Genomic DNA, 26300 nt, shown 5'->3' with positions numbered 1-26300 from the left:
GCGCACCAAGTCACCGACAGGCTGCCATCGGGTGGCTTTCGTCACCGAATCCGGTAAGCCGATGCCATGCGACTCACCCCGGAAACCGCCCGCCGCCGAACCGCCGAGGCCCGCGTCCTCCGCCTGGCCACCGTCGGCCCCGACGGCGCCCCCCACCTCGTCCCGGCGACGTTCGCCGCCCACGGCGACACGTTGGTGACGGCCGTGGACCACAAGCCGAAGCGCCATCAGAACCTCCGCCGCCTCCGCAACATCGCGGCCGACCCGCGGGTCAGCGTGCTGGTCGACGTCTACGACGACGACTGGACCAACCTCTGGTGGACCCGCGGCGACGGCACGGCCCGCATCCTCCCACCCGACGCCCGCGCCACCCCCCTCACCTGGCTGCGGGCGAAGTACCCCCAGTACCACGATCACCCACCCGAGGGACCGATCATCGAAATCACCGTGACCCACTGGACCGGCTGGTCCTCCGCGGATCCGACGTGATCCCCTACCGTCGTGGAAGCCATCCTCGCCAGCGCGATAGCCGTCCTCGGCACCCTCCTCGGCTCCGGTCTCACCCTCACCTTCCAACGGCGCACGGCCGACCGCACCCACGCGTTCACCCGCGACGAACGCCTACGCCAGGAACGCCTCGACGCCTACGCCACCTACGCCGGCGCACTCGTCAACTACCGGCGCTCACTGATCCACCTGTGGTACTGCCTGCACGAGCAGCCACCCCCGGAAGACCCGGAGGCGGTGCGCCCGCGTACGTACGACCTGCGCTCCGAGGCCCAGGAAGCTCTCTTCCGCGTCCAGATGCTGACGGCCGACGAGACCCTGAGCCGAACGGCGGCGGACATCCTCGACGCCGTCACCGAGTTGTCCAGGACCGACAGCCGCCCCGACCTCGACACCCTCCGCCGCCAGACACGCGACGCCATCAGCGACCTCGTCCACAAAGCCAAGCACCACCTCTGACGTTCATCTCACGAAGCGGGCAGTTGGTAGGCGAGGACGTAGGCGTCAGCCGCCATCACGGTGTCGCACACCTCTACCGGTCGCCCCTCCGTATCGAACGCGGTACGGATCAGATGGATCACGGGCACGCCGGCCGCCAGGCGCAGGAACTTGACCTCCCCGGGAGAGGGCATCCGCGCACGAATCTCCTCCTCGAAGTGGTCGAGCCGGTGGCCGAGTTCTTCCAGCCGGGCATAGATGCCGCCGGGCCCCGGGTTGGGCTCGGCGATCGGAGTGCCCCGGGCGATGTCGAGCGGGAGATACGACGTCGCGAACTCCACCGGCCGCCCGTCCAGCAGATACCTACGCCGCCGAGCCAGTACCCGACGCGGCCCGCCCAGCCGCGCGGACACATCCTGGTTCGGTCGCTCTTCCTTGACTTCCAGGCTGTCCACTTCCGGGTGACTTCCCGCCGCTTCCGCCTCCACGGTGAAGGCCGCCTTGCCCTGGTCGCGGTGACGCCGGGCGAACCGGTCGGAAGCCAGCCGCCGCACCGGCGGCCGAGGCCGGACGAACACACCCCGCCCATGCTCGGAGTGCACCAGCCCCTCCCCCTGAAGGACCGACAGCGCGTTCCGCACCGTCATCCGCGAAACACCGTAGTGCTCCACCAGTTGGGATTCGGACGGAAGCTTGGCACCTTCCTTGAACCGTCCCTTGTCGATCGCTTCCCGCAGCTGATCAGCGATCTGGCGGAACACCGCCCGGTCACTGGTGGAATCCAGCGCGCCCAGCACGCCGGAGGGGATAGCGGCCATAACCTGGTTACTCCTTTAGATATCTAGACAAGCTGCCAAGTTCTGTTGCTACGGTGAAGAACCCTAGCCAGCTCAGAGGATCGAGAACCATGAGCACCCAGCGCCCGCACTCTGTGAGCGTCGCCGGAGTCATCATCGACGACGCCGGCCGCGCGTTGCTGATCCAGCGACGCGACAACGGGCACTGGGAACCGCCGGGCGGAGTCCTCGAAGCCGGCGAGACCATCCCCGAAGCCCTTGAACGCGAAGTCCTCGAAGAGACCGGCATCAAGATCGCCCACCCGGCCACCTTGACCGGCATCTACAAGAACATGAACGCGTTGATCATCGCCATGGTCTTCCGCTGCGAAGCACTCGGCGGAATCGCGACGACCGGCGCGGAGACCAAGGCCGTCCGCTGGGCCACCCGCGACGAAGTCAGCCAGCTCGCCGACGAGGCATACGCCGTCCGCGTCCTGGACGCCATGGACGCGGCCAACCCTCCGGCCATCCGCGCCCACGACGGCGTGAAACTCATCTAGCACAACCGACCTGCCCATAACCGTCTACCAGCAGAAAGCAACTTGTATGCACGAGTATATGAGTGACTTGCGAGTCTGGGTAGTCACCTGCCGCCATATCCCCGAGGAGATCCCCCGCCTCCGGCGCTTCGTCCGCGAGATCTTCGACAGCGAACCATGGGCCGACGACGCCGCCCTGATCGTCACCGAACTCGGCACCAACGCCCTGACCCACACCACCGGCGGCTTCCGCCCCACCCTCACCCGCTCCCCCGACGGCATCACCATCCAGGTCACCGACGAGGGAGGAACCACCACCCGCCCCCACGTTCAGACCCCGACGACCGACAGCCCGGGCGGTCGAGGCTTGGCACTCGTCCACGCCTACGCCGACACCGTCACCATCCACGGCGACCACCGAGGCCACACCGTCACCGCCGAACTCCGCCCCAAGCCACCAGGGGCCGACTCATGTTGACCAGGGCCCGCACGATCCGCCTCGAACTTCGGCTGGGCTTCTGGTGCGAGGCGATCGCCTACTACCCCCAAGGTCACCGGACGTTCTGGCTCGGCTCACACCCCGCAGCCACACCCCGTCTCGCAATGCGCTGGCTCCACACGCGCGCCGCCCACATCGCAGACCAACTCGGCCCACCGGCCGCCGCCATCGCGCGCCACTGGCTCACCGACCAAGCCGAACACGAACACGCTCTCGCACTCCTCGTCGACGGCGAGCTGTACGCCCACACCATCCACGAGGACAGCCTCCGCTACCTACTGTCCGCACGACCCGCCAACCGCACCGCACTCCCCAAGCAGGCCCCATGACCAACCAACACCCCGCCAACGGCAACGACGACCTGGCCGACGAGCCACCGTCCGGAGATCGAGCAGGGCTACCGCGATTAGTTCCGGGTCGCCATGAACGCCGTGATCCAGTACTGCCGCAACGCCGTCAACGAACATGGCCACCGCGGCTTGTGGGCACCACGCGGAGACAGTCCCGACCACTACGACCTGATCGACCAGGCCCGCAGAGACATCCTCACCAAACTCCGCCTCGTCCTCGACTGCGCTGAAACGGCCGCCTACGAGATCGAACGCGACCGCCAGCGCCCACACCGCCGCCAGACCCCGTGAGTTACAACCTTCTCTACGACTTCAAGGCGCCGCGCAAGCGCGGCGCGCGGCAGCGGCGGCCCCGGGCCGCCGCCCCTGTCTCCACCCCGCTCCGACCCAGGTCCGCCGGCCGCACACCAGCTCAAGCGCCAACCCGGTTGCTGTCCAGGTGCTGTCGCGGCTGGGGGGCGGTTCCGTCGCTAGGCAGCCAGCTTGGGGCGAGCCTCGAAGATCGCGTCCCACATCGGGCACTTGCGGGCAGGCGAGGATCCTGCCCGATCCGCCGGCCAGGACGGGCCCCGATCCCTCGCCCCAAGCCAGCTCAGGCCCAAAGCCGCTCCGCCAACCTGCAACGTCACCGAAGGCACAGATCAGACAGGGACAGGAGTCGGGTGACGGCGGGGTGGTGGCCGCCGATCGCCGGGACGCAAACAATGCCCCCCGGGAGGCGGCCAGCCCTCGGTGGGAGCCGACGGGCGCCTCGACGAGACGCCACAGAGATGCAGCGGCGGCCAATCGCAGGACACCGTTTAGTACCGGACACCAACCTCTTCTTGAGAGTTGAGTGCAGGCACGGCGAGACTAGCCTCACATAGCCGACTGACACCACAGGACACCTGACCTCTAGCCCTCAGTTGCACAGTGCCAGCCCAGTCTGATACTTGCACCGCCTGCGATACCATCTTGATCACCTGTACCGAGCCTAGCCAGAAGAGAGAAGAAGATCGCTACTCAAGCACGGCAGCGCGTGACGCAACCGGAGCTGCCGGTCGCGTCACCCTTGGACCGTAGGCGAGGGCGATCTGCTCTGACCCCCAAGCGCCCCTCGGAAGAGAGGGCTGGCCTCGCAGATGTCTTCCCCTACTACGCCGGGTTCGCTTACGACTGGGCGCGCGCCCTCCTCCGGTCTCAGGGCATCAGCGACACAGCCGTTGTATTGGACCCGTGGAATGGAAGCGGCACCACCACACTTGCAGCACAGCATGAGGGCTACCGGGCTGTCGGAATCGACAGAAACCCAGTAGCCAACATTGTGGCGCGTTTGCGAGTAGACGCACACCAAACGGAACCGACGCCGGTTGCAGCCTCCGCTGTCCCTATGGGAGGGTTGACAGCTCCAGGCGATCCGCTGTGCGCATGGTTCACCCCTCAGTCGGTAGGACGGATACGCGATTGGGCTGAACATCTATCCCGCTTGCCGTCTAATCACTCAGGCCTGCCTTATATCGCAATGTTTCGCGCCATAAGGTCTCTAACGTCATCTTTTGAAGGCAGTAACCCGACCTGGGTAAAGAGGGCCAAATCGAGCGATGACCTTGTGGACATCTCGGCAGCCGATTTTGACGCCCTTTTGCTTGAGCAGCAGGAATTTGTTGGGTCCCGCATCGTGACATCCAGCGAGACGGCGACTTTCTCGGTGCAAATCGCGACAGCACTCAGCAGTGCCCTTCCACTCTCGAACGGCTCGGTGGATGTTGTTCTGACCTCGCCGCCGTATCTGACTCGCATCGATTATGCGGTTGCCTACACGAGAGAACTTGCCGTACTCGGTCACGATATCGCGAAAGACCGCACACTTAGGGAAGCTCTAATGGGCACTACCCTAATCAGGCAGCATGCAGACTCTCACCTTCGCATTGGGGAGACTGCGCGCGCCTTGATCGACGATGTTACGAGTCATTCCAGCAAGGCGTCGGCAGGGTATTACCGCAAACAGGTTTTGCAGTACTTGTCCGATTTGACCGCCGGCCTAGATGAGGTAACGCGAGTCACTGCAGACAAAGCGATCTTTCACCTGGTCGTTCAGGATTCTTACTACAAGGACATCCCGGTAAGGCTTGCGGATATCTGTGTCGAAGAGTGTGCGATGCGCGGTTGGAGTCTTGTCAATCGTGACCCCTATGTCGTCAAGCGTACCTTGACCTCCGTTAACACAGCGGCACGGAACTACAAGAAATCTGACGTAGCCGAAACAGTGATCTCACTTCGCAAAGAGTAGCTGGCGCCACAGCAGGGGGAGGAGAAGACATGTCAGATGACTTGTCCGAGGAATTCATGCAACAGCTCTTGACTGAGCGTCAGAAAGTGGACGTAGCCACTCACGACTTTTCGGTCCGAGAGTTGGTGCGCATGATGGAAGAGGACGAGCTTAATGTTGCTCCTGCCTACCAGCGCATGTTTCGCTGGAATACCAAAGCTTCGTCGCTGTTTGTCGAATCGGTCTTCCTTGGCTTGCCCGTGCCGCCAATCTTTGTGGCAACAAATGTCGGCTTCCAGTGGGAGGTGGTCGACGGGCTTCAGCGGCTCTCTTCTCTCGCTCACTTCCTCGCATCGGACTCAGACGAAGCGGCCACAGTAAACCGACCTGCGCCGCTTGTCCTTACTGGACTTGAGAAACTGGACCGCTTGAACGGGCGGACCTACAACTCTCTCCCGAAAAACTTGAAGGTACACTTCGGCCGCCAGCCACTGCAAGTAGTTTCACTAACTGACAAGAGCAACCTCGAAGTCCGTTTTGACGTGTTCGAACGCCTCAACCGGGGTGGCTTGCGGCTAACGGCGCAGGAAGTCCGCGCCGTAGTATATAGGGGAGAATTCAACCTCTTCATCGAGGAGTTGGCGCTCAATGAAGATTTCGACTCGCTGCTGAAGTTGAAAGAGGGCAGTCAAGACGACGGCACTCGGGTCGAGCAGGTCCTGAAATTCTTCGCATATAAGAATCATGCCGACATCTTCGACGGCAGGGTCGAGCGCTTCCTGAACGGTGTAATGGGTATTGCACAGACGGGGTTCGACTATGCGCACGAACGGGCACTTTTCGAGAAATCTTCCGCCTTTCTGCACCAGGTGTGTGACGGTCCCTATCTCAGGACTGGCACAACTACGACGCCCTTGGTGCAGTTTGAAGCATGCCTGGTAGCCATTGCGCAGCTTTACCAGGAGGGCAAAGAACCGGTAGCGCCTCGTGCTGACTGGATTGAGGATGGAGAATTGCGGGCCTCCAGCGGAGGCGGCAGCAATAGTCGAAGAATGCTCGATCGCAGGTTGACGCGGGCGAAGGAAATCTTCAGTGGGCAAGCATGACACTCTGAGGCGAGAGAATGTCGACCATCTTGCGCGGCTACTGAAGCGAACAGGAGAGCTGAAGGTATTCCTCGCGTTCACGCAGACCAATAAGACGGACACCGCCGGCTGGACGTCTGCGAGTAGAGACGCCCGCGCCTTGGCCATCATTTGTACCATAGCTGAGCTTGAATCATTGGTGAAGACATGTCTGCAACGCACGCACGAAGAACTTAATTCGGCTGGAATCCGGACTATGACTCTGATTCCTAGCGTCAGGCAGGTTGTAGCACATTCCGCATTCGAGAGTCTGCGCACGCTTCAGGATCATTCGAAGATGTGGGAGCGGCGTTCATTTACTACTACACTAGACGCCAATGTCGAGGTTGCGAATTTTCCTATCGAAAAGAGCCACCCGCAGCCGCCACTCGACGGGAAGACCCTTAAGCCGGAACACTTTTTCCGCCTATGGCAGATATATCAGCTGCCTGGCTCTCCATTTGCGAATCCGCGCTGGCCTGGTGCACTCCAGAAGCTGGCGCTGGCGCGTAACGATCTGGCGCATGGAAATCTCCCATACCATGAGATTTTCCAGCAGGCTGGGAGATCAGTTCCAAACATCGAGTCGTACGTGACTGATGTCAGCGACTTCGCCGCGCATTTCGTCGCGACATGGAACACCTATCTCGATAACGAATCTTACAAGGTGTAATCGACACGCTAGTGTCCTGAGTCGCTAGTTCGCTTGCGGTTGTAGGGTAGGCGGGTGCCTGGTCCGAAGCCGTTGCTGTTGGAGTTGTCCGATCACGAATGCCGGGTGCTGCGGGGCTGGTTGCGCAAGCGGACCGCCTCTCAGTCGCTCGTGCTGCGGTCGAGGATCGTGCTGGCGTGTGCGGAGGGTGTGCCGAACGCGCGGGTCGCGGATGATCTGGGTGTCTCGCGGGAGACGGTGCGCAAGTGGCGGTCCCGGTTCGTCGCGGACCGGCTGGAGGGCCTGGTGGACCGACCGCGGTCGGGGGCGCCCCGGAAGATCACGGACGAGCAGGTCGAGGCCCTGGTCGCCAGGACGCTCGGCCAGACGCCGCCGACAGGTGATTCGCACTGGTCGACGCGTTCGATGGCCCAGGCTTCGGGGATGTCGCAGTCGGCCGTCTCGCGGATCTGGCGGGCGTTCGGCCTCAAGCCGCACATCGTGGAGACGTGGAAGCTGTCGACCGACCCGCGGTTCGTGAGCAAGGTCCGCGACGTGGTGGGCGTCTACCTGTCGCCGCCGGAGAACGCCCTGGTCCTGGCGGTGAACGAGAAGTCGCAGATCCAGGCACTGGACCGGTGCCAGCCGGTCCTACCGATGGCGCCGACCACGCCGGCGAGGATGACACACGACTATGTCCGGCACGGCACGACCAGCCTGTTCGCGGCCCTGGACATCGTCTCGGGCTCGGTCATAGCCCAGCACTACCGCCGCCACCGCCACCAGGAGTTCCTGCGTTTCCTGAAGGTCATCGACGCCGCCGTCCCCAAGGGCCTCGAACTCCACCTGGTCCTGGACAACTACGCCACCCACAAGACCGAGCCAGTCAAGAAGTGGCTGCTGCGCCACCCGCGCTTCCACCCGCACTTCACCCCCACCTCCGCATCCTGGCTCAACCTCGTCGAGCGCTGGTTCGCCGAGTTGACCTGCCGCAAACTCCGCCGCTCGGCCCACCGCAGCGTCGTCGAACTCGAACGAGACATCCGCGGCTGGATCAACGAATGGAACAAGAACCCAGGCCGTTCGTCTGGACGAAGACCGCCGACGACATCCTCGACACCCTCGCCGCATACTGCACACGAATTAACGACTCAGAACACTAGCCGCATAATGTAGCTAAGCGATGTCCTAAGCGTTGCCTCAGGCTTAGGAGGTCCTCCCGCACCATGATGGGGATAGTGAAGGGCGTCAGCCGGTGCGCATCCTCGTGCTGTCACAGGCGCTGGGGAAAGATCGCATCCGAGTGGTACGGAGTGCGCCTACCTCCTTGGTGCCTTCCTCAGGGGTGACGTCTTCTGGCACGCCCACAACCGCCGGTTCAAGGTCCGGTTTGATGAGTGGCTGACAGCCGACGAGTGATCGCCCTTGGGCCGTCCCTGAGCCGTGCGAGGCCGACCCACGCTGGCAGTCGGCACCCGCAGGGACTGCCCTCCCTGGCTCCGGGCCGGGTAGCCAGGGTTGATCTGCCGCACCGTACGGGTTATGCCTGTACGTGGGCTTTCGTCGATGAGTGCTTCGAGTGAGTGCTGGACGTAGCGAAGGTAGTGCTTGGCGGCGCGAATTTGTCGCTCGCGGTTCTCTGCGCCCACCTCTCGCCACCCGACGTCGTAGGCGAGACGCACGAGTTCGCGGTAGCGCTCACGGGCTGTGTGATCGCTGATCGCGTAGAGATCGGTGACCATCCCGCGCCGGACAGATTCCATGGCGTGGCGGCATTGATCGCGCGCATGGCGGCTCAGGTGGGGCGTTTCAGCGGAGACGTCAGGGAGTGACGGCAGCCAGGCGTACAGATCCGCTAACCGCTCCAGAAGCGAACGGGCTCCGTCCGTCGACCTGGCACGGTCCTGACTCACCTGGTCGAGCCGCAGGCTAGCCGCATGCTCGGCAGTCGCCAAAGCTGCCTGAGCCGTGATCGATCTGTTCGTCTGCCACCGCGCCACCAACACGGTGATCGCACCACCGACCAAGGTACCCGCCAGCGCGCCCAGCGACTGCGTGGCGATCTCTGCCCAGAAGCTCATACGGGATTGCTTCACCCGCCAATGCCGGCCACTACCGCGACCGGGGCAGGCAGCCTCCGGTGGACCGACGCTTACCGGCCACGACGGGCCAACGGCCCAGGCGATAGCGTGCCCCATCGGGCGGGGAGCGGCGGGGAGTCACGGTCGCCGGCGGGGAGCGGGCATGGCGATGGCCCCCGACCGTTCGTGCTGATCGGGGGCCGTTCGCGGGGCTGTCGCGGCGGAGGCGGTGGGATTTGAACCCACGGTGAGGGGTTACCTCACGACGGTTTTCAAGACCGTTCCCTTCGGCCGCTCGGGCACGCCTCCTGGGTGCGCCGGCTGGCGGCGCACCCGGACAGCGTAGCGGCTGTGGGCTACTGGTCTCCGACGCGTTCGCCCAAGACCAGGGTGGTGGTGCGCTCCTGGCCGTCGCGCTGGTAGGTGATGTCGACGGAGTCGCCCGGTTGGTAGGTCCAGATCTGGCTGATCAGGGTGGGGCCGCTGTCGATCACGCGGTCGCCGAAGCGGGTGATCACGTCGCCCGCCTGGAGGCCGGCCTCGGCGGCCGGGCCGCCGGCGACGACCGGGTCGCTGCCGTCGTTGGTGGACTCGACGATCTGCGCGCCGTTGGTGACCTGGCCGCCGGACTCCACCGAGGCGCCGATGATCGGGTAGATCGGCTCGCCGCCGTCGATCAGGTCCTGGGCGACGCGCTCGGCCTGGTTGATCGGGATGGCGAAGCCGAGGCCGATGCTGCCCGCCTCGCCGCCCATGCTCGCGGTGGACTGGATCGCGGAGTTGACCCCGATGACGGCGCCCTCCCCGTCGAGCAGGGGGCCGCCGGAGTTGCCCGGGTTGATGGAGGCGTCGGTCTGCAGCGCGTTCATGTAGGAGGCGCTGCCGCCCTGGCCGTCGCTGGAAGCGACCGGGCGGTCCATGGCGCTGATGATGCCGGTGGTGACCGTGCCGGAGAGGCCGAAAGGGGCGCCGATGGCGATGGTGGCGTCGCCGACGGCGACCTGGTCGGAGTCGCCCATGGGCAGCGGCGCCAGGTCGCGGCCCTCCAGGTCGGTGATGCGGATCACCGCCACGTCGTAGCCCTCGGCGCGGCCGACGACCTCGGCCTCGTAGTTCTCGCCGTCGGAGAAGGTGACGGTGAGGTTGCCGCCGTTGGCCGCGCTGGCCACCACGTGGTTGTTGGTCATGATGTGGCCCTGCTCGTCGTAGACGAAGCCGGTGCCGGTGCTGCCCTCCGCGCCGTTGCCCGCCTCGATGGTGACGACGCTCGGCAGGGCCGCGTCCGCTATCCCGGCGACCGAGTCCGGAGGCCTGGCCACCGACTCGCTGCCCAGGTCGGAGGCGACCGAGGCCGGCTCCCCGTCGCCGTCGGCGACGAGATAGCCGACGCCGCCGCCCACGCCGCCGGCGATCAGGGTGGCCGCCGCGATGGCGACCAGCAGCCCGCTGCGGCGCTTCTTGGGTGGGGGCGGGGGCGGGAAGGCGGCCCACGAGGAGGGGGAGGAGTAGGGGTCGCCCGGCTGGCCCGGGGCTGGCGCCGGGGCCGCGAAGGCGGCGGCCGGCGGCTGGGGCTGGAACTGGGCGGTGTGCTCGGCCGTGGGGGAGATCGGCGGAGTGGGAGGGGTGGGAGAGGGGTGGGAGAGGGTCGGAGCCGTGCCGGTGTGCGCGGGCGGGGGCACGGCCGCCGCCGGCGGCGGGGCCGGCGGCACCGCCGGGAGTTGTTGGGTGACCGGCGGCGCCGGCGGCGAGGGCGGTGGCGCCGAGGGCGGCTGGGGGGTGGGGCCTTGCGGAGCTGACGACTGCGAAGCGGGGGCCGCCTGGCCGCCCGCCTCCGGCGCACCGGCCGGCGGCTCGTCCGGTCCGCCGGCGCGCTCGTTCTCGGTGCTCACGGCATTCTCCTCAGGGACACGACACAAAGGTCCGACGTCACGTGGTGTGGTGGCAGTCTTTCCCATCCTCCGTCAGGCCGGGATAAACCCCGCGGAGCCCGCGGCCGGCGGGCGCCGTGGCACGATGGCGCGGTGACTGCCGACCGCCCCCGCCCCCTGGTCATCGCGCACCGCGGGGCGTCCGAGGACGCGCCGGAGCACAGCCTGGCCGCGTACCGCAGGGCCATCGAGGACGGCGCCGACGCGCTGGAGTGCGACGTGCGGCTCACCGCGGACGGTCACCTGGTCTGCGTGCACGACCGCCGCGTCGACCGCACCTCCAACGGGCGGGGCGCGGTCTCCGCCCTGGAGCTCGCCCAGCTCGCCGAGCTGGACTTCGGCTCCTGGAAGGGTCCGTCGGGCGCCGAGTCGCCGGACGCCGTCGACCCCGAGCGCACCACGGTGCTGACCCTGGAGCGGCTGCTCCACCTGGTCGGCGAGGCGGACCGACCGGTGGGCCTGGCGATCGAGACCAAGCACCCGACCCGGTGGGCCGGGCAGGTGGAGGAGCGGCTGCTCGCGCTGCTGGAGCGGCATCCGGTACCCGGCCCGGTGCACGTCATGAGCTTCTCGGCGCGCTCGCTGCGCCGCGTCCGGCAGCACGCGCCCGAGCTGCCCACGGTCTATCTGATGCAGTTCCTGCTGCCGAGGCACCGCGGCGGCCGGCTGCCGCCCGGCAACCGGATCGCGGGGCCCGGCATCCGCGTGCTGCGCCGCGACCCGGGGTATGTGGAGCGGGCGCACCGCGCCGGGCACCGGGTGTTCGTGTGGACGGTGGACGAGCCGGCCGACGTCGAGCTGTGCGCGCGGCTCGGCGTGGACGCGATCATCACCAACCGGCCGCGCACGGTGCGTGATCAGCTCGCCGGCCTCGGCTGACGGGCAACCGGGCCGTCGCCGCCCCCTTCTGGTTCGATAAAGACCGTATTTACCGGGCGTGCAACGGCGCACCCGCTTCGTGTCGATCATTACGACTGCGTCACCAGATGTGACATCAGCGGTTTCCGCTCGGCACCCCGAGGGCACCAATCCCATGGCGTGGGGCAAAGGAGGTCTCGGGGGTGGCTTTGATGGTCACACAGCAAATGCCGAAGTCGTCTTCCATGTCGGTGCCCCACGGCCCGTCGGGGGTGGCGACAGCTCGGCGGCGGCTGCGGCGTGAACTGCGCGACAGTGGCACGTCGGACTCGGTGGTCGACGACGCGGTGCTGATTCTCTCGGAGTTGCTCAGCAACTCCTGTCGGCACGCGAGACCGCTGGCCGGCGGCCAGCAGGTCGAGGCGAGCTGGAGTCGCGACGACGAGGGCGTGGTCACCATCGCCGTCACCGACGGCGGCGGTCCGACCAGGCCGAGAGCCGGGGTGCCGTCCGTCACGGCGCGCGGCGGTCGGGGGCTCACGATCATCACCTCGCTCTGCCGCACCTGGGGCGTCAGGGACGGCGAGCCGGCCGGTTCGGTCACCGTCTGGGCGGTGCTCAGCCCGATCTGAGCGGCCGCCGCGCCGAAGCGGCGCGGAACAACTAGGCTCCTGCGGCAAACCGTCAGCAGCACGCACGCAGGAGACCCGCACGCCATGGCCAAGAAGCGCCGTCCCCGAAGCCAGCCGCAACCGCAGGTCGTCGCCGGGGAGGTTCCCGTCGTCGGCGCCCGCGAGCCCTGTCCCTGCGGCTCGGGCCGCCGCTACAAGGCGTGCCACGGCCGCGCCGCCGCCCAGGCGGCCACCGAGCTGGTCCGCCGCCCGTTCGAGGGGCTGCCGGGTGAGTGCGACTGGGTCGCGCTGCGCGAGCTGGTGCCCGCCGCCACCGTCCCGTTGACGCTGCGCGAAGGGCTGCCGGCGGACGTGCCCTCGCTCACCCTGGCCACGGTCCTGCCGATGGCGTGGCCCGCGCTGCGCCGCTCCGACGGCGCGGTGCTCTTCGCCGTGCAGAACGACACGGCCACCGGCGACCTCAGCAGGGACCTGGCCGACGTGCTGGCGAGGGCGCTGACCTCGGCGCCCGGCGCGCCGGTGCCGGCCAGCCGGCCCGACGTGGCGGGGGCGCGGCTGCAGGATCTGCTCGACCCCGAGGCGCCGTTCGTGCCCGAGGTGCACGAGGGCTTCGAGTTCTGGCTGGACGACGCGAGCCAGGCGACCAGCGAGGTCACCGCGTCCCTGGAGCGCGCCAACGCGGCGGCCACCCCGACGGCCAGGCTCTCCGGCGTCACGGCGGCCTACTGGTGCGAGACGCCGGAGAAGAACCACCTGCGCTGGGTGATGCCGCACGCCGAGGAAACCCTGCTCGACGGCCTGGCCAGGCTGCACGCGGCCGGAGCCTCCTCGCTCGGCGAGGGCACGCGCCTGGTGGGGTCCTTCCGGGCGCACGGCCTCACCGTGCCGGTCTGGGACCTGCCGAGCGCGATGGGTGCCGAGGAGTGCGAGAAGCCGGCCGCCGCGTTCGGCGAGCGGCTGGCCGAGGCGCTCGCCGCCGAGGCCCCGCTGACGGCCGAGGAGCGGAGCGCGCGCAGCGGGCTCACGAATCGTCAGATCACCCTGAACTAGGCCGAGCTGACGGTGTGAAGAATCCCCGACGCCCGGCCGACCGTAGTGATTCCAGTCACAACTGCCAGTAAATACTGGGTGTTCGGCCATTGTGCGGCCGCGTGGGATTTGCGAATCCCCGATGAGTTGTTACGGTCTGATGTGGGCCCGGTCGCTGGTGCATCCCCCGTCGCCAGCGACCGGGTCCGTCCATGTTCCGGGACGCCCCGTGCTCGACCCCGGCCCTCGACCCCGGCCCTCGGCCTCGGCCCTTGGTGCGGCCGGGCCAGGACCTCAGTACGAGAGCCGCCCGTCCCGGTCGGGCGCGTTGAGCCCGGCCTCCACCAGGACGTCGAGCAGCCCCTCGATCCGTGGCAGCGCCACCCGGCCCCGTCCCCCGGTCCGACACCGCTGTGGCTCCCGCACCCAGCTCACCGGGCCGGCGCCGGTCGCCGAGGGCGGCAGCGGCAGGCAGCCGCCCGGGCCGTGGAACCGGAGCGAGCTGGGCACCCGCTCCCTGGCCGCCAGTTCCTCGCCGAGTTCCGGCAGTTCGTAGGGCGCCACCAGCAGCAGCCAGCGGGTGGGCGTGGCGATCACCGGCCCCAGGCCGAGCTCCCTCCGGCGGCTCAGCTCACGCTCCGCCCAGGCGCCGGCCACCGCGGGGAGGCTCACGGCGCAGGGCGCGCGGCCGCCGGTGGCCAGCAGGATCGGGGCGTTGGGCCGGGTCTCCCACCACCAGCCGACCATCTGGGCGTCCGTGGTGGCGGCCAGCAGGTCGGGGTCGGCGGGATGCGCCCCCGGCACCGGGCAGTCGGGGCGCCGGCAGGCACAGCCGCCGTCGTCGAGCGCCTCGGCGCCGGGCACCACGGGCCACCCCCACCGCCGCGCGAAGGCCAGGGCGGCGCCGCGCAGCGGCAGGCTCCGCCGCTGAACACCGCCGTCACTGCCGCCGCCGTCGCCTTTTCCGTTCGTGCGTCGCTCTCCGAGGATCTCGCGCATCGGCGCTCGTTCCTTTCCTTCGCGGGTTCAGTTACACCACGTGGAACTTAGATCACCGTGTGTAGCGGGTCGCGCTGGCGCGGAGCGGCGGGGCGAGGGAGAGCCTGGCCGCCCATACCGGGTAGGACGCCAGAGCTCATCGATCCGTTCCGATATGTACCCAGCCCGCCCGGCTCGATCCGCCGCCCGGAAGGCCCAGTCGATCGCGCATCGCCCCCACTGGCGTTCCTTTTCCGCCAAACTCGCCCCGGCCCGGCCTGTCGGCGCCGGAACGCGCCCGCTACCTGGGCATCATCCATCACGGCAGGACGATACTGGACATCGCGGCTGCCGTACTCCACCCGGTGGAAAAGTCCCATAGCGACACACATATCTGGGGGTTCGCGACGCACATGACCAGCTCACCCCCGCCAAAAGTGGCCGGAATCCACCCGGCGCGATCCGCACTGTCAGAGACTCCGGCGCCCGGGGGCGGCGCCGCGCGGGGGGCGCGCCAGGGTCGTGGGCCCGGGGGGCCGGGGGCCCCGGTGCAGGACCGGGTGGCCTCCTGGATCTCCGACCTCACCATCCTGCACGAGCTCACCGAGCGTCTCGGCCGCACCCGCACCCTGAACGACGCCCTGCACGAGACGCTGCGCGCCGGCGCCGGCCTGGTGGGCGCCAGGCGCGGGCTGATCTCGCTCGCGCCGACCGACGGGCTCGGCCCCAGCCGGCTGGCCGGCCTCGGCCTCGGCCGGGCCGACCTCGGCCAGTTGGAGACGGTGCCCCGCGGGCTCGACGCGCCGCTGCCCGGCGCCGAGGGCGAGCCCGCCGAGGCGGTGCACGGCGACATCGCCCGCGAGGACCGCCTCGACCCGCGCCACCGCGAGGTCGCCGCCCGGCTCGGCTTCGCCGCCAGCTACGCCGTCCCGCTGAGCGCCGAGGCCCCGGGCGGCCTCGGCGCCGCCGTCTGGCTCTACGACGAGCCCCGGCAGCCGGACGCCAGGCAGCGCCACCTGCTCGCGCTCTATCTGCGCCAGGCCGGCCAGCACATCGCCAACCGCCTCGAACTCTCCCGCGCCCGCGCCGCCGTCGCCGCCGTCCACGAGGGGCTGCTGCCGTCCCTCCTGCCACCGGCGGCCGGCGTCCGGCTCGCGGTCAGGCACCGGGCCGGGCCGCGCGGCGGCGGGGACTTCTACGACGCGCTGCTGCTGCCGGACGCCGCCCTCGGCCTCGCCGTCGGCGGCACCACGGGCGCGGGCCCGGCCGCGCTGGCGGCGATGGGGCGGCTGCGCGCGGGGCTGCGGGCCTACGCCGTGATGGAGGGCGAGGACCCGGTGGCGGTGCTCTCCGACCTCGAACTGCTGCTGCGGCTGACCGAGCCCGGCAGGTCGGCCACCGCCCTGTTCGGCTACGCGGAGCCGGCGCTGCGCCGCGTCACCCTGGCCTCGGCCGGCCACCCGCCGCCGCTGGTCGTCGGCCGGGAGCGGGTCGACTTCGCCGAGACCGGCCTCTCCGCGCCGCTCAACATGCTCGCCTGCTGGGAGGCCCCGAGCGTGCGGGTCGAGCTCGCCGAGGGAGAAACGGTCCTGCTCTACAGCGACGGGCTGCTGCTGCGCACGGGCGAGCCGATGGACCGCGCGTTCGCCCGCCTCCAGGCCGCCGCCGAGGCCGCCTCCCCCGCCGCCCGCGCCGACCCGGAGGCGCTCCTCGACCATCTGCTCGCGACCGTGCTGCCGGACCTCGACGGGCCTGGCGCCGCCGAGCACAGCGAGGACGTCATCCTGCTCGCGGCCCACTTCTGCTGAGGGGACTCCGTCGAGTCGAGGGGAGGGACGGCCGGGCGACGAGGTGTCGATCACGCGGGCGCCGCCGATCTGTCGCCCGCCAGGTACCCGCACATACGATGGAAGGCCAACAAGCGAGGAGGGCGCGACGTGGCCGAGGACGAGCGGGGCGAGGAGCGGTCGACGGAGGTCGAGGTCGAGGCCGAGGCCGGTACCGAGACCGCGGCCCAGCGGTTCAAGCAGCGCAAGAACAGCGTCGCCCCGAAGGTGTCGGACGAGCTCGCCGAGAACATGAAGCAGGGCTGGGCCGACACCGAGCGCCGCGACCTGGCGCCCGTCCCGCAGGCCGAGCACACCGCGCGCCGCCGCGCCGCGCTGTCGGAGCGCTTCCCGGGCGAGCGCCTGGTGATCCCCGCCGGCCGGCTCAAGACCAGGTCGAACGACACCGACTACCCGTTCCGGGCCGCCGTCGAGTACGCCTACCTCACCGGCAACCAGACCGAGAACGGCGTGCTGGTCCTGGAGCCGGATGGCCCGACCGGGCACCGGGCCACGCTCTATCTGCTGCCCCGCTCAAGCCGGGAGAACGGCGAGTTCTGGCTGAGCGGCCAGGGCGAGCTGTGGGTCGGCCGCCGGGACAGCCTCGCGGAGGCCGCCCAGCGCTACGGGCTGCCGGTCGATGACGTGCGCACCGTGCCCGAGCTGCTGACGGAGGCGACCGGCCAGGTCCGCGTCGTCCGCGGGCACGACGCGGTGGTCGAGGCGGCGCTGACGGACAAGGTCACCGCCGAGCGGGACGAGGAGCTCCGGGTCTTCCTCTCCGAGATGCGGCTGGTCAAGGACGAGTTCGAGATCGCCGAGCTGACCCGCGCCTGCGAGTCGACGGCGCGCGGCTTCGAGGACGTCGTGCGGGTGCTCGACCGGGCCGAGGCCACCTCGGAGCGCTACATCGAGGGCACCTTCTTCCTGCGCGCCCGCGTCGAGGGCAACGACATCGGCTACGGCTCGATCTGCGCGGCCGGCCCGCACGCCACCACGCTGCACTGGGTGCGCAACGACGGCCCGGTGCGCGCCGGCGAGCTGCTGCTGCTCGACGCCGGCGTGGAGGGCACCGAGCTCTACACGGCCGACATCACCCGCACGCTGCCGATCAACGGCCGGTTCGACGAGCTCCAGCGGCGGATCTACGACGCGGTGTACGACGCCCAGGAGGCGGGGATCGCGGCGGTGCGGCCGGGCGCGAAGTACCGCGACTTCCACGAGGCGGCGCAGCGGGTGCTGACCGAGCGGCTGGTGGAGTGGGGCCTGCTCGAGGGGCCGGTCGAGCGGGTGCTCGAGCTGGGCCTGCAGCGCCGGTGGACGCTGCACAACACCGGCCACATGCTCGGCATGGACGTGCACGACTGCGCGGCCGCGCGCCGGGAGACCTATGTCGAGGGCACGCTGGAGCCCGGCATGTGCCTGACCGTGGAGCCGGGCCTCTACTTCCAGACCGACGACCTGACGGTGCCCGAGGAGTACCGGGGCATCGGGGTGCGGATCGAGGACGACATCCTGGTCACCGAGGACGGCAACCGCAATCTCTCCGCCGGGCTGCCGCGCCGGGCGGACGAGGTCGAGGCGTGGATGGCGGCCCTGCGCGGGTGACGGGCGTGGCGTGACGGGCGTCGCGGTCGGAAACGGCAGGTGAAGGTGTCAAGAGGGCGATTTCGGGTACAGCCTGGGGAACACGGGCGCGCTGTGACGCGTTGAGTGAGTCAAAATCTCTGGAAGGAGAGCTCGTGTCCGCCCAATCGACGGACCCTGACGGGCATAGTCCCGGACCACCTCGCCGGCACATGGCTTGCCGCGGCACACGGCGAGGTGGTGTTAGATGAGTGCCGCATTGCTAGGGCTCGTCGCCGTCCTCGTTCTGACGGCCGGCACTGGCTATTTCGTCGCCCAGGAATTCGCCTTCGTGGCGGCCGACAGGCTGTCCCTCGGCCGTGACGCGGCCGCCGGTGACAAGCGCGCCGCCCGGGCCATGAAGGTCCAGGAGCGGCTCTCGTTCATGCTGTCGGGCGCCCAGCTCGGCATCACCGTCACCGGCCTGGTGGTGGGTTTCCTGGCGGAGCCCTCGATCGCGACCCTGATCGACCCGGCGTTGAGCGCCGTCGGCCTCCCGGACGCCGCGGTGTCCGGCATCGCCCTGGTCGTCGCGTTCCTGCTCGCCACCGGCATCCAGATGGTGCTGGGCGAGCTGGCTCCGAAGAACATGGCCCTGGCGATCCCCGAGCAGCTGGCCAAGACGCTGTCCTCCTCGACGCTGGTCTACCTGCGGGTGGCCGGCCCGGTGATCCGCATCTTCGACGCCTCGGCCAACCGGCTCCTGCGCAGGATCGGCATCGAGCCCGTCGAGGAGCTGCACCACGGTGCCACGCTCGAGGAGCTCGGCCACCTGATCGAGGAGTCGCGGGAGCACGGGGAGCTGACCAGTGACACGGCGGTGCTGCTCGACCACGCGCTGGAGTTCTCCGACCGCACGTTGGACGAGGTCATGGTCCCCCGGGTCGACGTGAACACGGTGCGGGCCTCGGCGCCCGCCTCGGCCGCGGTCGAGCTGATCCGTGAGCACGGTCACTCCCACTACCTGGTGATCGGCGACCGGATCGACGACATCGTGGGCGTCATAGGCGTGCGCGAGCTGATGCGGATCAGCCCGGAGCGGGCGGCCAAGCTCACGGCCGGCTCGCTGGCGCGGCGGGCGCTGCTGCTGCCCGACACGCTGCCGCTGCCGGGCGCCGTGGAGCAGATGCAGGCCGCGGGCGAGGAGTTCGCCTGCGTGCTCGACGAGTACGGCGGCCTCGCCGGCATCGTCACGCTGGAGGACATCGCGGAGGAGCTGGTCGGCGAGATCGCCGACGAGAGCGACCTGGTCGAGGAGCTGGCCGTCGCCGACGGCGAGAGCTGGCTGGTCGACGCGAGCCGCCGGGTGGACGAGGTCTCGGTCGCGACCGGGATCGAGCTGCCGGAGGACGAGTCCTTCGAGACGGTGGCGGGTCTGGTGATCGACAGGTCGGGGGGCTTCCCCGCGGTCGGCGACCGGATCGTGGTCGACCTGGCGCAGGGCGGCCGTGCCGAGCTCGAGGTGCTGTCGCTCGACCGTCGGGTGCCCGACCGGATACGGCTCGCGCTGCTGCCCGCGGCGGAGCTGTCCGCGGTGCGCGAGCGTGAGGGGCTGCACTCGTGAGCCCCATGACGGCGCTCGCCGTGACCGTGGTGCTGCTGTTCTTCAGTGGCTTCTTCGTGGCCGCCGAGTTCGCGCTCGTGGCGGCCAAACGACACCGGATGGAGCAGGCGCTGGCCGACGGCCAGCGGGGTGCGAAGGCCGCCATGGCCGGCATGCACGAGCTGTCGCTGATGTTGGCGGGCTCGCAGCTGGGCATCACGGTGTGCACCCTGCTGCTCGGCTCCATCTCGAAGCCGGCGGTCTCGCACGAGATAGAGCCGCTGCTCGAGTCGGTGGGGCTGCCCGCCGGGCTGTCCTACGGTGTCGCGTTCGTCCTGGCGATGATCGTGGTGGTCTTCCTCCACATGGTGATCGGCGAGATGGCGCCCAAGTCGTGGGCGATCTCGCACCCGGAGCGCTCGGCGATGCTGCTCGCGCCGGTCTTCCGCGCCATGGTGCGGGTGGTCAGGCCGCTGATCTGGGCGCTGAACCAGGTGAGCAACAGCCTGGTGCGGATGTGCAAGGTCACCCCTCGTGAGGAGCTCACCTCGGTGCACGACCGGGAGCAGCTGACGCACCTGGTGACCGAGTCGCAGCGGCTCGGGTTGATCAGCGAGACCGACTCGGGGCTGATCACCCGCTCGCTGACCGAGCCGCAGTCGCCGGTGGGCGCCATCCAGGTGCCGGCCGCGCGGATCGCCGAGATCTCGGCGGACGCGAGCGCGGAGGCCATCCTGGCCGCCGCCTCGGCCAGCGACCACACGCGGCTGCTGGTGCGCGACGGGCAGCGGGTGGTGGGCTCGGTCCACGCCCGTGACGCCATTGTGGCGCGGGCGAGCGGCAAGCGGGTCACCGCCAGGGAGCTGGCGCGACCGGTGCCTGACCTGACGGCCGAGGACACGGTGGCGTTCGCCGTGGAGCAGCTGCGGCAGCGGCGGGCCTCGCTCGCGGTGGTCCGGGGTGCGGACGGCCGGGTGACCGGTCTGATCAGCCTGGACGACCTGCTGGTCCGGCTGATGGGCCCGCAGCCCGTGTGACGCGCGGTGCTCATGTGACGGTTGGCGGCCGGGCGGCCTTCGGGCCCCCGGCCGCCGGCCTGTTCAGCGGTCTTCGGTGCGGGCTTCGGTGCGGGTGTCGGTGCGGGTATCGGTGCGGAGCAGGGTGGCGAGCGCGGGGACGTCCCGGTTGCCGTCGCCCGCCGCGACCGCCCGGTGGAGCAGCTCTCCCATCGGGCGGACCAGGAGCGGATCGACGCCCTCGGCGGCGCTGGCGTCGAGCAGGTTCCCGTAGGCGGCGGCCTGCATGGCCAGGTTGGAGTTGGCGGCACGGGTGCCGAACTCGCCGGAGTCCAGCTGGCGGGCGAACTCCGGGACCGAGGCCATCATCGCCTGGAGCCAGGGCAGCAGCAGGGTGCTGGTGAACTCGGTGGCCCTGCCCTCCCCTGGGTGGACCATGGCGAGGGCGTGCAGCGCGCCGCCGAACAGCCCGTACATCGCGCTGAGCAGGGCGATGTCGTACAGCGGCGCGGTGCCGGGGTCGTCGCTGAGGAAGGCGGCGACGCCGAGCCGCTCCAGGGTCTTCTCGTGGGCGTCGAAGGCGGCCCGGGAGCCGCTGTAGAGCAGGGTGGCGCCGGGGTGGCCGATCATCGGTGGGATGGCCATGATGCCGCCGTCGAGGTAGTCGACGCCGTGCTCGGCGGCCCAGGCCGCGGTCTCGCGGGCCTGGGCGGGGGTGCCGTTGGTGAGGTTGACCAGCAGCCGGCCGGCGAGGGTGGTGGCGGCCGGCTCCAGGGTCTCGCGCACGGCGGTGTAGTCGAGCACGCAGACGATCGCCAGCGGGCTGGCGGCGATCGCCGCGGCCGGGGTGTCGGCGACCGTGGCGCCCTCGGTGGCCAGCGCCTCGGCTCGGGTCCCGGTCCGGTTCCAGACGGTCACCTGGTGGCCGGCGGCCAGCAGTGTCCTGGCCAGGGCGGTGCCCATGGCACCGAGGCCGAGCACGGTCACCGCTCCGGGCGGGGCGTCGGGCCGGGCGGGCCGGGCGTCGGCGGAACTGCGCACACTCATCGCGTTCTTCTCTCCTGTTCGAGCTGTCATCAGGGGTGAACGCGGGCCCGCGCCGGGATCCAGACTTCTGCAGCGCTTTACGATCGGCAAGTACCTACAAATAAGTGCGTACTGACCCCGAGGTCAGTAAAGGGACGGAGGACCGGGGGATGGGCATGCCGAAGGGCCCCTACGAGTGCGGCATCGACGCGGCCATCGACGTCGTCGGGGGCAAGTGGAAGGTGCTGATCCTGTGGGCGCTGCACGACCGGACCCTCCGGTTCGGCGAGCTGCGCCGGGAGCTGCCGGGGGTGAGCGAGAAGGTGCTGATCCAGCAGCTGCGGGAGCTCGAGGCCGACGAGATCGTGCACCGCGAGGTCTACCGTGAGGTGCCGCCGCGCGTGGAGTACTCGCTCACCGGGTTCGGCGCGTCCCTGAACGACGCCCTCCGCCCGCTCGGTGCCTGGGGCAAGGAGCACATGGCGCGGATCGTGCGGATCCGTGGCGGGGCGGAGGGCGTGGTGGAGCAGGCGGCGGTGCCCGGGGAGGCCGGCGCGGACGCTAGCCGACGCTGATCGACTCGATGACGATCTCGTCCACCGGGCGGTCCTGCGCGTCGGTCTCGCCTGCGACGATGGCGTCTACCACGGCCCGGCTCTCCTCGTCGGCGACCTCGCCGAAGATGGTGTGCATGCCGTTCAGCCAGTCGGTCGGGGCGACGGTGATGAAGAACTGCGAACCGTTGGTGCCAGGACCGGCGTTGGCCATGGCCAGCATGTAGGGCTCGGCGAAGGTCAGCTCGGGGTCGATCTCGTCCTCGAACTGGTAGCCGGGACCGCCGGCGCCCGTGCCGTCGGGGTCGCCGCCCTGGATCATGAACTCGTCGATGACCCGGTGGAAGATCGTGCCGTCGTACAGCGGCTCGCCATCCTGCTGACCGGTCCACTCCAGTGAGCCATCGGCCAGGCCGACGAAGTTGGTCACCGTCAGCGGTGCCTGCTCGGGGAAGAGCGTGACCGCGATGTCGCCCTCGCTGGTCTGGATCGTGGCGGCGGTGGCGTCGGACGCCTCGACCGCGGCGGGCCCGGCCGGCCCCTCCGCCGGCTCGTCGCCGCCCCCGGACTGCTCGGTGGCCTCGCCGGCCGACTCGGGCGCCGTGGTCTCCTCCTCGGCACCGGAACCGGCGCCGTCGTCTTCGGAGTCGGAGCCACACGCCGTCAGTGCGAGCCCGAGGCAGAGGAGCGCGGTCGCGAGACGCCGGGAGGAGCGGGTCATGTCGGATGCCTTTCCGTATACCGGTATGCGGAATCGCACGCAGGCACATCATGCACCACCACCCCGGCGGGTGCTCCCTCCGCCCACCGCACTAGGGGGAGAAGCGGGCGGAGGGAGCCGATCAGGCAGGGGCCCGGCGGTCAGTCGAACAGGGCCTGCCACTGCTCGTTGCTGGCGATCTCGGCCAACTCGTCTGCTGTCAGAGGCCCTTCGGAGCCCTCGTCGATGACCGTGAAGTCGATCGAGGCGCCGTTGGGGTAGTACACGTCCGCGAAGAGATCGCGGGCCTCCTCGGCCTCGCAGATGTAGATGAGGGAGCCGTCCTCGAGGGTGTTGGCGACCTCGCAGTCGGGATCGCCGCTCGGCCCCGAGTCGAGGCCGAAGCCCTCGTCCCAGGCGGAGATGTCCACCCTCGCGGACGCCTCCCCCTCGCGGATCTCGAACGAGGCGCTGCCCGGGAACTCGCCCTCGCTCTCGAGGATCTCCACACCGCCCGGGGCCAGCTCACGGAAGATGGACCACAGCTCCTCGCCTGGCACCTCGCTGCTCATGACGTCGCCCTCGACCGACTCCTCGGGAGCGCCGTGCTCGGCGTCCGCAGCGGCCAGCAACTGCTGCCACACCGGCGCCTGGGCGATCTCCACCAGCTGGTCCTCGGCGAGCGGGGGCTCAGCGCCGGGATCGACGGCGCCATCGCCGGTCGAGCTCAGCGAGACGTAGATTTGCCGCAGCCCTCCGACGCCGGGGCCCCAACTCGTCGAGGACTCGAGCATCACCTCCCAGGAGCGGTAGTCGAACTCCTCGAACAGCAGCTCCTCCTCGGGATCGAGCGTTTCCCCGGTGGCGTCGGACTCGTCTCGCTGTGAGCCCGGCTCGCCGCCCTCCACCGCATCGCCCGCGTCCTCGCTGTGCATCGAGGTCGTGCTCGTGGTGAGCACCGATCCGTCCTCCAGCTCGGTCTCCTCGCACGAATCGACTCCGCTGCCGATCCCCGCACAACCGGCGTAGGCACGCCAGTCCTCAGCCTGCCAGCGCAACATGGACACATCGAGGGTGAAGGCGCCCCTGCCCTCGCCGAGGGTCACCGCGACGTTGGGATCGCCGGTCTGCGCCGGGGTGCTGGCGTAGGAATGGGTGATCTCCAGGCCCTGGGGGAGCATCGCGGTCAGCGTGGCGACCAGCTCGGACTCCGTCTCCGGGGTGTCCGCGACGTCGAACCTCTCGACCTCTCCGCCCCCGCCGCCCGGCAACTGCACCGCGGCCACGGCGACCGCGGCCACCGCGGCGGCACCCGTGACCATCGCGGCTCTGCGCCGCCACAGCCGGACCTTGCCGCGCCGCAACCCGCCCTCGGCCAGCGCCTGGCTGTCCGGCTGGAAGCCTCCCCCGGCCTGGTGCAGCATCGCACCGAACTCCCGCTCGAACTCTCCGGGCCCGTTTATCTCGTGCATGTCGTGTCTCATCGGGATTCCTTCCACCGGCCCTAGGCCGCGGTGAGTTCGGCGAAGCCTGCGTGCCCCAACCGGCCCCTGAGCTTCGCCAGGGCGCGGCTGGATCGGGAACGGACGGCGCTGGAGCTGGTGCGCATCGCCTCCGCGGTCTGCTCGATGCTGAGGTCCTCCCAGAACCGCAGGACCAACACGGCCCGGTCCTTGGGGGGAAGCTCAGCGAGCGCCCCCAACAGCGTGACGCGCAACGAGGAGTCCCCCGCCTCGGCGGCCGGCTGCTCGGGAAGCCGCATCGCGGGCTGCTCGGCGCTGCTGCGCCGCCTGCGGTGCGTCAGATAGACGCGGACGAGGACCGTCTTGGCGTAGGCGTCCGGATTGTCTATGCACTTCCTCCGGTGCCACACCGTGTACATCCGGCTCAGGGTCTCCTGCACCAGATCCTCCGCCAGATGTGTGTCCCCGCTGGTCATCAGGCAGGCCGACCGATAGAGCGCCGCGCTCCGACTCACGGCGAACTGTCGGTACGAATCCTCGTCCCGCCGTCCCATCCATCCCCCTCGTGTCCGCTGGTGAACGCCCCCGACACTTACTCAGACGCGCGAGGGGGCCGAGTTTGTCGCATCGGTGGTGCCGCACAGATGTGCGGCACCACCGATGCGATCAGTGCGACGATCAGCTGAACAGCGCGCGCCACTCGTCGGCGGACGCGATCTCGGCCAGCTGCTCACCGCTGAACGGGGCGTCGGCGCGGGTCGGCTCCGAGTCCCAGTTGGGAACGTTGTACGCCGTGATGTCGAGCACCGAACCGTCGGGGTAGGTGACGACGGCCCAGTTCATGGCGAGCGGGTCGTCCTCGCTGGCCGGCCAGTTGCAGGCGCTGACGACGGTGCCGTCCTCCAGGGTGGTGTCCTGGCAGTCCGGGCCGTCGGCCAGCTCGTCCTCGGCGACGAGCTCACCCTCAAGGGACTCGGTGTCGGCGGCGAAGTCGACGCCCTCGACGCCCTCCACACCCTCGCCGGCGGCGTACGCGGTGATGTCCACCAGGCCGGCGCCCTCACCGTCGTCGACGGTGACCGAGCCGAAGCCGGTCTCCTCGCCCTCGACGTCGACGATCTCGAGGCCCTCGGGGGCCAGCGCCCGGAAGGTGTCCCTGAGCTCGGCGGCCGGGATGTCGCTGCTCGGCAGCGACTCCTCGAAGTCCTCGGGGCCGCCGTACTCCGCGTCGGCCGCGTCCAGCACGTCCTGCCAGACGGGCGCCTGGACGACCTCGGCGAGCTGGTCGAGGTCGACCGGCGGCACGTACGCGCCCGGGTCGGCCTCGTCCGTCACGTCACGGAACTCGGAGAGGACGACGGCCCGGCCACCGGGCTGCTCCAGGTCGGAGCCGCCCGGGCTCTCCAGCCAGGCCTCCCAGCCGCGGGTGTGGCTGGGCTCGATGCCCTCCTCGGGTTCGCCCTCGTCCACGTAGTCGGTGGTGATCAGGGAGAGGATGGAACCGTCTTCCAGGGTGGCGTCCTCGCAGGTGAAGCCCTCCTCGGGCTCGCCCCAGCCCTGGCAGCCGGCGATGTCGCGCCAGTCCTCGGTGGCCCAGCGGTAGGCGCTGAGGTCGAGGGAGACCGATCCTGAGCCGTCGTCCGCAGTGACGGAGGCGTAGGTGTCGGGCCCCTCGTCGAGACCGGATCCGTAGGACTCGGTGATCTCCAGGTCGCCTGGCAGGAGCGCGGTGAGCGCGTCGATCGTCTCCTGCTCCGTCCGCGGCACGTCGGCGGACGACTCGGCGAAGCTGGGCGAGGCGGCGACCATCGACGCCATCGCCGCGGTGGCGATGGCGGCGGTCAGCCCGATCCGGCGCTTCCACAGCGGCCGAACAGCCTCGTCCTTGAGTGTGCTCATGTCTG

Annotated in this window: 26 protein-coding genes, 1 tRNA gene and 1 pseudogene; 18 read left to right on the top strand and 10 right to left on the bottom strand. The window is 69.5% G+C overall.

What is annotated here, in order from left to right; genetic code table 11:
• Positions 1-66 precede the first annotated feature (66 nt).
• Positions 67-489, top strand: a complete 423-nt coding sequence (locus ACYVPE_RS15995; protein ID WP_461034251.1) for a TIGR03668 family PPOX class F420-dependent oxidoreductase — start codon at positions 67-69, stop codon at positions 487-489.
• Positions 490-501: 12 nt separating this feature from the next.
• Positions 502-966, top strand: a complete 465-nt coding sequence (locus ACYVPE_RS15990) for a hypothetical protein (protein WP_461034250.1) — start codon at positions 502-504, stop codon at positions 964-966.
• 8 nt (positions 967-974) lie between these two features.
• On the opposite strand, the gene ACYVPE_RS15985 is transcribed toward ACYVPE_RS15990, so the two are convergent.
• Complete coding sequence (locus tag ACYVPE_RS15985; protein ID WP_461034249.1) at positions 975-1763, bottom strand: GntR family transcriptional regulator; 789 nt, start codon at positions 1761-1763, stop codon at positions 975-977.
• A gap of 89 nt (positions 1764-1852) precedes the next feature.
• On the opposite strand from ACYVPE_RS15985, the gene ACYVPE_RS15980 reads away from it, so the two are divergent.
• From ACYVPE_RS15980 to ACYVPE_RS15945, 8 genes and pseudogenes are all read left to right on the top strand, one after another.
• Positions 1853-2284 carry an NUDIX hydrolase gene (locus tag ACYVPE_RS15980; RefSeq protein ID WP_461034248.1) on the top strand — a complete coding sequence of 144 codons (432 nt, stop codon included), beginning with the start codon at positions 1853-1855 and terminating at the stop codon, positions 2282-2284.
• A 58-nt stretch (positions 2285-2342) separates the two neighbouring features.
• Positions 2343-2741, top strand: a complete 399-nt coding sequence (locus ACYVPE_RS15975; protein ID WP_461034247.1) for an ATP-binding protein — start codon at positions 2343-2345, stop codon at positions 2739-2741.
• On the top strand, positions 2735-3091 hold the full coding sequence (locus ACYVPE_RS15970) for a hypothetical protein (protein WP_461034246.1): 357 nt from the start codon (positions 2735-2737) through the stop codon (positions 3089-3091). The genes ACYVPE_RS15975 and ACYVPE_RS15970 overlap by 7 nt, the downstream gene beginning before the upstream one ends.
• A gap of 93 nt (positions 3092-3184) precedes the next feature.
• A complete protein-coding gene (locus ACYVPE_RS15965; RefSeq protein ID WP_461034245.1) occupies positions 3185-3403 on the top strand; it encodes a hypothetical protein in 219 nt (72 codons plus the stop codon).
• Positions 3404-4700: 1297 nt separating this feature from the next.
• Entirely contained in the window at positions 4701-5381 is a 681-nt protein-coding gene (locus ACYVPE_RS15960) for a hypothetical protein (protein WP_461034244.1), read from the top strand.
• 29 nt (positions 5382-5410) lie between these two features.
• Entirely contained in the window at positions 5411-6466 is a 1056-nt protein-coding gene (locus ACYVPE_RS15955) for a GmrSD restriction endonuclease domain-containing protein (RefSeq protein ID WP_461034243.1), read from the top strand.
• Positions 6453-7157 (top strand): HEPN domain-containing protein, encoded by a 705-nt coding sequence (locus ACYVPE_RS15950; protein ID WP_461034242.1) that lies wholly within the window; start codon positions 6453-6455, stop codon positions 7155-7157. Before ACYVPE_RS15955 ends, ACYVPE_RS15950 begins: the two co-directional genes overlap by 14 nt.
• Before the next feature lie 54 nt (positions 7158-7211).
• Positions 7212-8299: pseudogene (locus ACYVPE_RS15945) on the top strand (IS630 family transposase).
• A gap of 156 nt (positions 8300-8455) precedes the next feature.
• On the opposite strand, the gene ACYVPE_RS15940 reads toward ACYVPE_RS15945, so the two are convergent.
• The 3 genes from ACYVPE_RS15940 to ACYVPE_RS15930 all read right to left on the bottom strand — a co-directional run bounded on the left by ACYVPE_RS15940 (position 8456) and on the right by ACYVPE_RS15930 (position 11106).
• Complete coding sequence (locus ACYVPE_RS15940; RefSeq protein ID WP_461034241.1) at positions 8456-9217, bottom strand: hypothetical protein; 762 nt, start codon at positions 9215-9217, stop codon at positions 8456-8458.
• A gap of 221 nt (positions 9218-9438) precedes the next feature.
• Positions 9439-9526 (bottom strand) — tRNA-Ser (locus ACYVPE_RS15935).
• A gap of 47 nt (positions 9527-9573) precedes the next feature.
• The gene (locus ACYVPE_RS15930) at positions 9574-11106 is read right to left on the bottom strand and encodes a S1C family serine protease (RefSeq protein ID WP_461034240.1); all 1533 of its coding nucleotides are present in this window, start codon (positions 11104-11106) and stop codon (positions 9574-9576) included.
• Between the two features lie 132 nt (positions 11107-11238).
• Between ACYVPE_RS15930 and ACYVPE_RS15925 the strand changes: the two genes are divergently transcribed.
• The 3 genes from ACYVPE_RS15925 (at position 11239) to ACYVPE_RS15915 (ending at position 13685) form a co-directional block, all read left to right on the top strand.
• Positions 11239-12024 carry a glycerophosphodiester phosphodiesterase gene (locus ACYVPE_RS15925; protein ID WP_461034239.1) on the top strand — a complete coding sequence of 262 codons (786 nt, stop codon included), beginning with the start codon at positions 11239-11241 and terminating at the stop codon, positions 12022-12024.
• A gap of 191 nt (positions 12025-12215) precedes the next feature.
• A complete protein-coding gene (locus tag ACYVPE_RS15920; RefSeq protein WP_461034238.1) occupies positions 12216-12635 on the top strand; it encodes an ATP-binding protein in 420 nt (139 codons plus the stop codon).
• An 84-nt stretch (positions 12636-12719) separates the two neighbouring features.
• The gene (locus ACYVPE_RS15915) at positions 12720-13685 is read left to right on the top strand and encodes a DUF5926 family protein (protein ID WP_461034237.1); all 966 of its coding nucleotides are present in this window, start codon (positions 12720-12722) and stop codon (positions 13683-13685) included.
• Positions 13686-13958: 273 nt separating this feature from the next.
• Here ACYVPE_RS15915 and ACYVPE_RS15910 read toward each other — a convergent pair whose 3' ends face one another.
• Positions 13959-14663, bottom strand: a complete 705-nt coding sequence (locus tag ACYVPE_RS15910; RefSeq protein ID WP_461034236.1) for a bifunctional DNA primase/polymerase — start codon at positions 14661-14663, stop codon at positions 13959-13961.
• Between the two features lie 392 nt (positions 14664-15055).
• Here ACYVPE_RS15910 and ACYVPE_RS15905 point away from each other — a divergent pair, with 392 nt between their 5' ends.
• The 4 genes from ACYVPE_RS15905 (at position 15056) to ACYVPE_RS15890 (ending at position 20674) form a co-directional block, all read left to right on the top strand.
• Complete coding sequence (locus ACYVPE_RS15905; RefSeq protein ID WP_461034235.1) at positions 15056-16450, top strand: PP2C family protein-serine/threonine phosphatase; 1395 nt, start codon at positions 15056-15058, stop codon at positions 16448-16450.
• Between the two features lie 129 nt (positions 16451-16579).
• Complete coding sequence (locus ACYVPE_RS15900) at positions 16580-18076, top strand: aminopeptidase P family protein (protein WP_461034234.1); 1497 nt, start codon at positions 16580-16582, stop codon at positions 18074-18076.
• Between the two features lie 226 nt (positions 18077-18302).
• Entirely contained in the window at positions 18303-19658 is a 1356-nt protein-coding gene (locus ACYVPE_RS15895; protein ID WP_461034233.1) for a hemolysin family protein, read from the top strand.
• Positions 19655-20674, top strand: a complete 1020-nt coding sequence (locus tag ACYVPE_RS15890; RefSeq protein ID WP_461034232.1) for a hemolysin family protein — start codon at positions 19655-19657, stop codon at positions 20672-20674. Before ACYVPE_RS15895 ends, ACYVPE_RS15890 begins: the two co-directional genes overlap by 4 nt.
• A 63-nt stretch (positions 20675-20737) precedes the next feature.
• Here ACYVPE_RS15890 and ACYVPE_RS15885 read toward each other — a convergent pair whose 3' ends face one another.
• Positions 20738-21700: an NAD(P)-dependent oxidoreductase gene (locus ACYVPE_RS15885; protein ID WP_461034231.1), complete on the bottom strand. Its 963-nt coding sequence runs from the start codon at positions 21698-21700 to the stop codon at positions 20738-20740.
• 149 nt (positions 21701-21849) lie between these two features.
• Between ACYVPE_RS15885 and ACYVPE_RS15880 the strand changes: the two genes are divergently transcribed.
• The gene (locus ACYVPE_RS15880) at positions 21850-22254 is read left to right on the top strand and encodes a winged helix-turn-helix transcriptional regulator (protein WP_461034230.1); all 405 of its coding nucleotides are present in this window, start codon (positions 21850-21852) and stop codon (positions 22252-22254) included.
• On the opposite strand, the gene ACYVPE_RS15875 is transcribed toward ACYVPE_RS15880, so the two are convergent.
• The 4 genes from ACYVPE_RS15875 to ACYVPE_RS15860 all read right to left on the bottom strand — a co-directional run bounded on the left by ACYVPE_RS15875 (position 22241) and on the right by ACYVPE_RS15860 (position 26295).
• Entirely contained in the window at positions 22241-22723 is a 483-nt protein-coding gene (locus ACYVPE_RS15875; RefSeq protein ID WP_461034260.1) for a peptidylprolyl isomerase, read from the bottom strand. The genes ACYVPE_RS15880 and ACYVPE_RS15875 overlap by 14 nt on opposite strands.
• Positions 22724-23094: 371 nt before the next feature.
• Positions 23095-24417, bottom strand: coding sequence for a hypothetical protein (locus ACYVPE_RS15870; protein ID WP_461034229.1), 1323 nt, complete (start codon positions 24415-24417; stop codon positions 23095-23097).
• 20 nt (positions 24418-24437) lie between these two features.
• On the bottom strand, positions 24438-24950 hold the full coding sequence (locus ACYVPE_RS15865; RefSeq protein ID WP_461034228.1) for a SigE family RNA polymerase sigma factor: 513 nt from the start codon (positions 24948-24950) through the stop codon (positions 24438-24440).
• Positions 24951-25074: 124 nt separating this feature from the next.
• On the bottom strand, positions 25075-26295 hold the full coding sequence (locus tag ACYVPE_RS15860; protein ID WP_461034227.1) for a hypothetical protein: 1221 nt from the start codon (positions 26293-26295) through the stop codon (positions 25075-25077).
• Positions 26296-26300 lie beyond the last annotated feature (5 nt).

The sequence above is a fragment of the Streptomyces mayteni genome (genome assembly GCF_054783955.1).
This window is presented reverse-complemented; position numbering and strand designations above follow the sequence as displayed.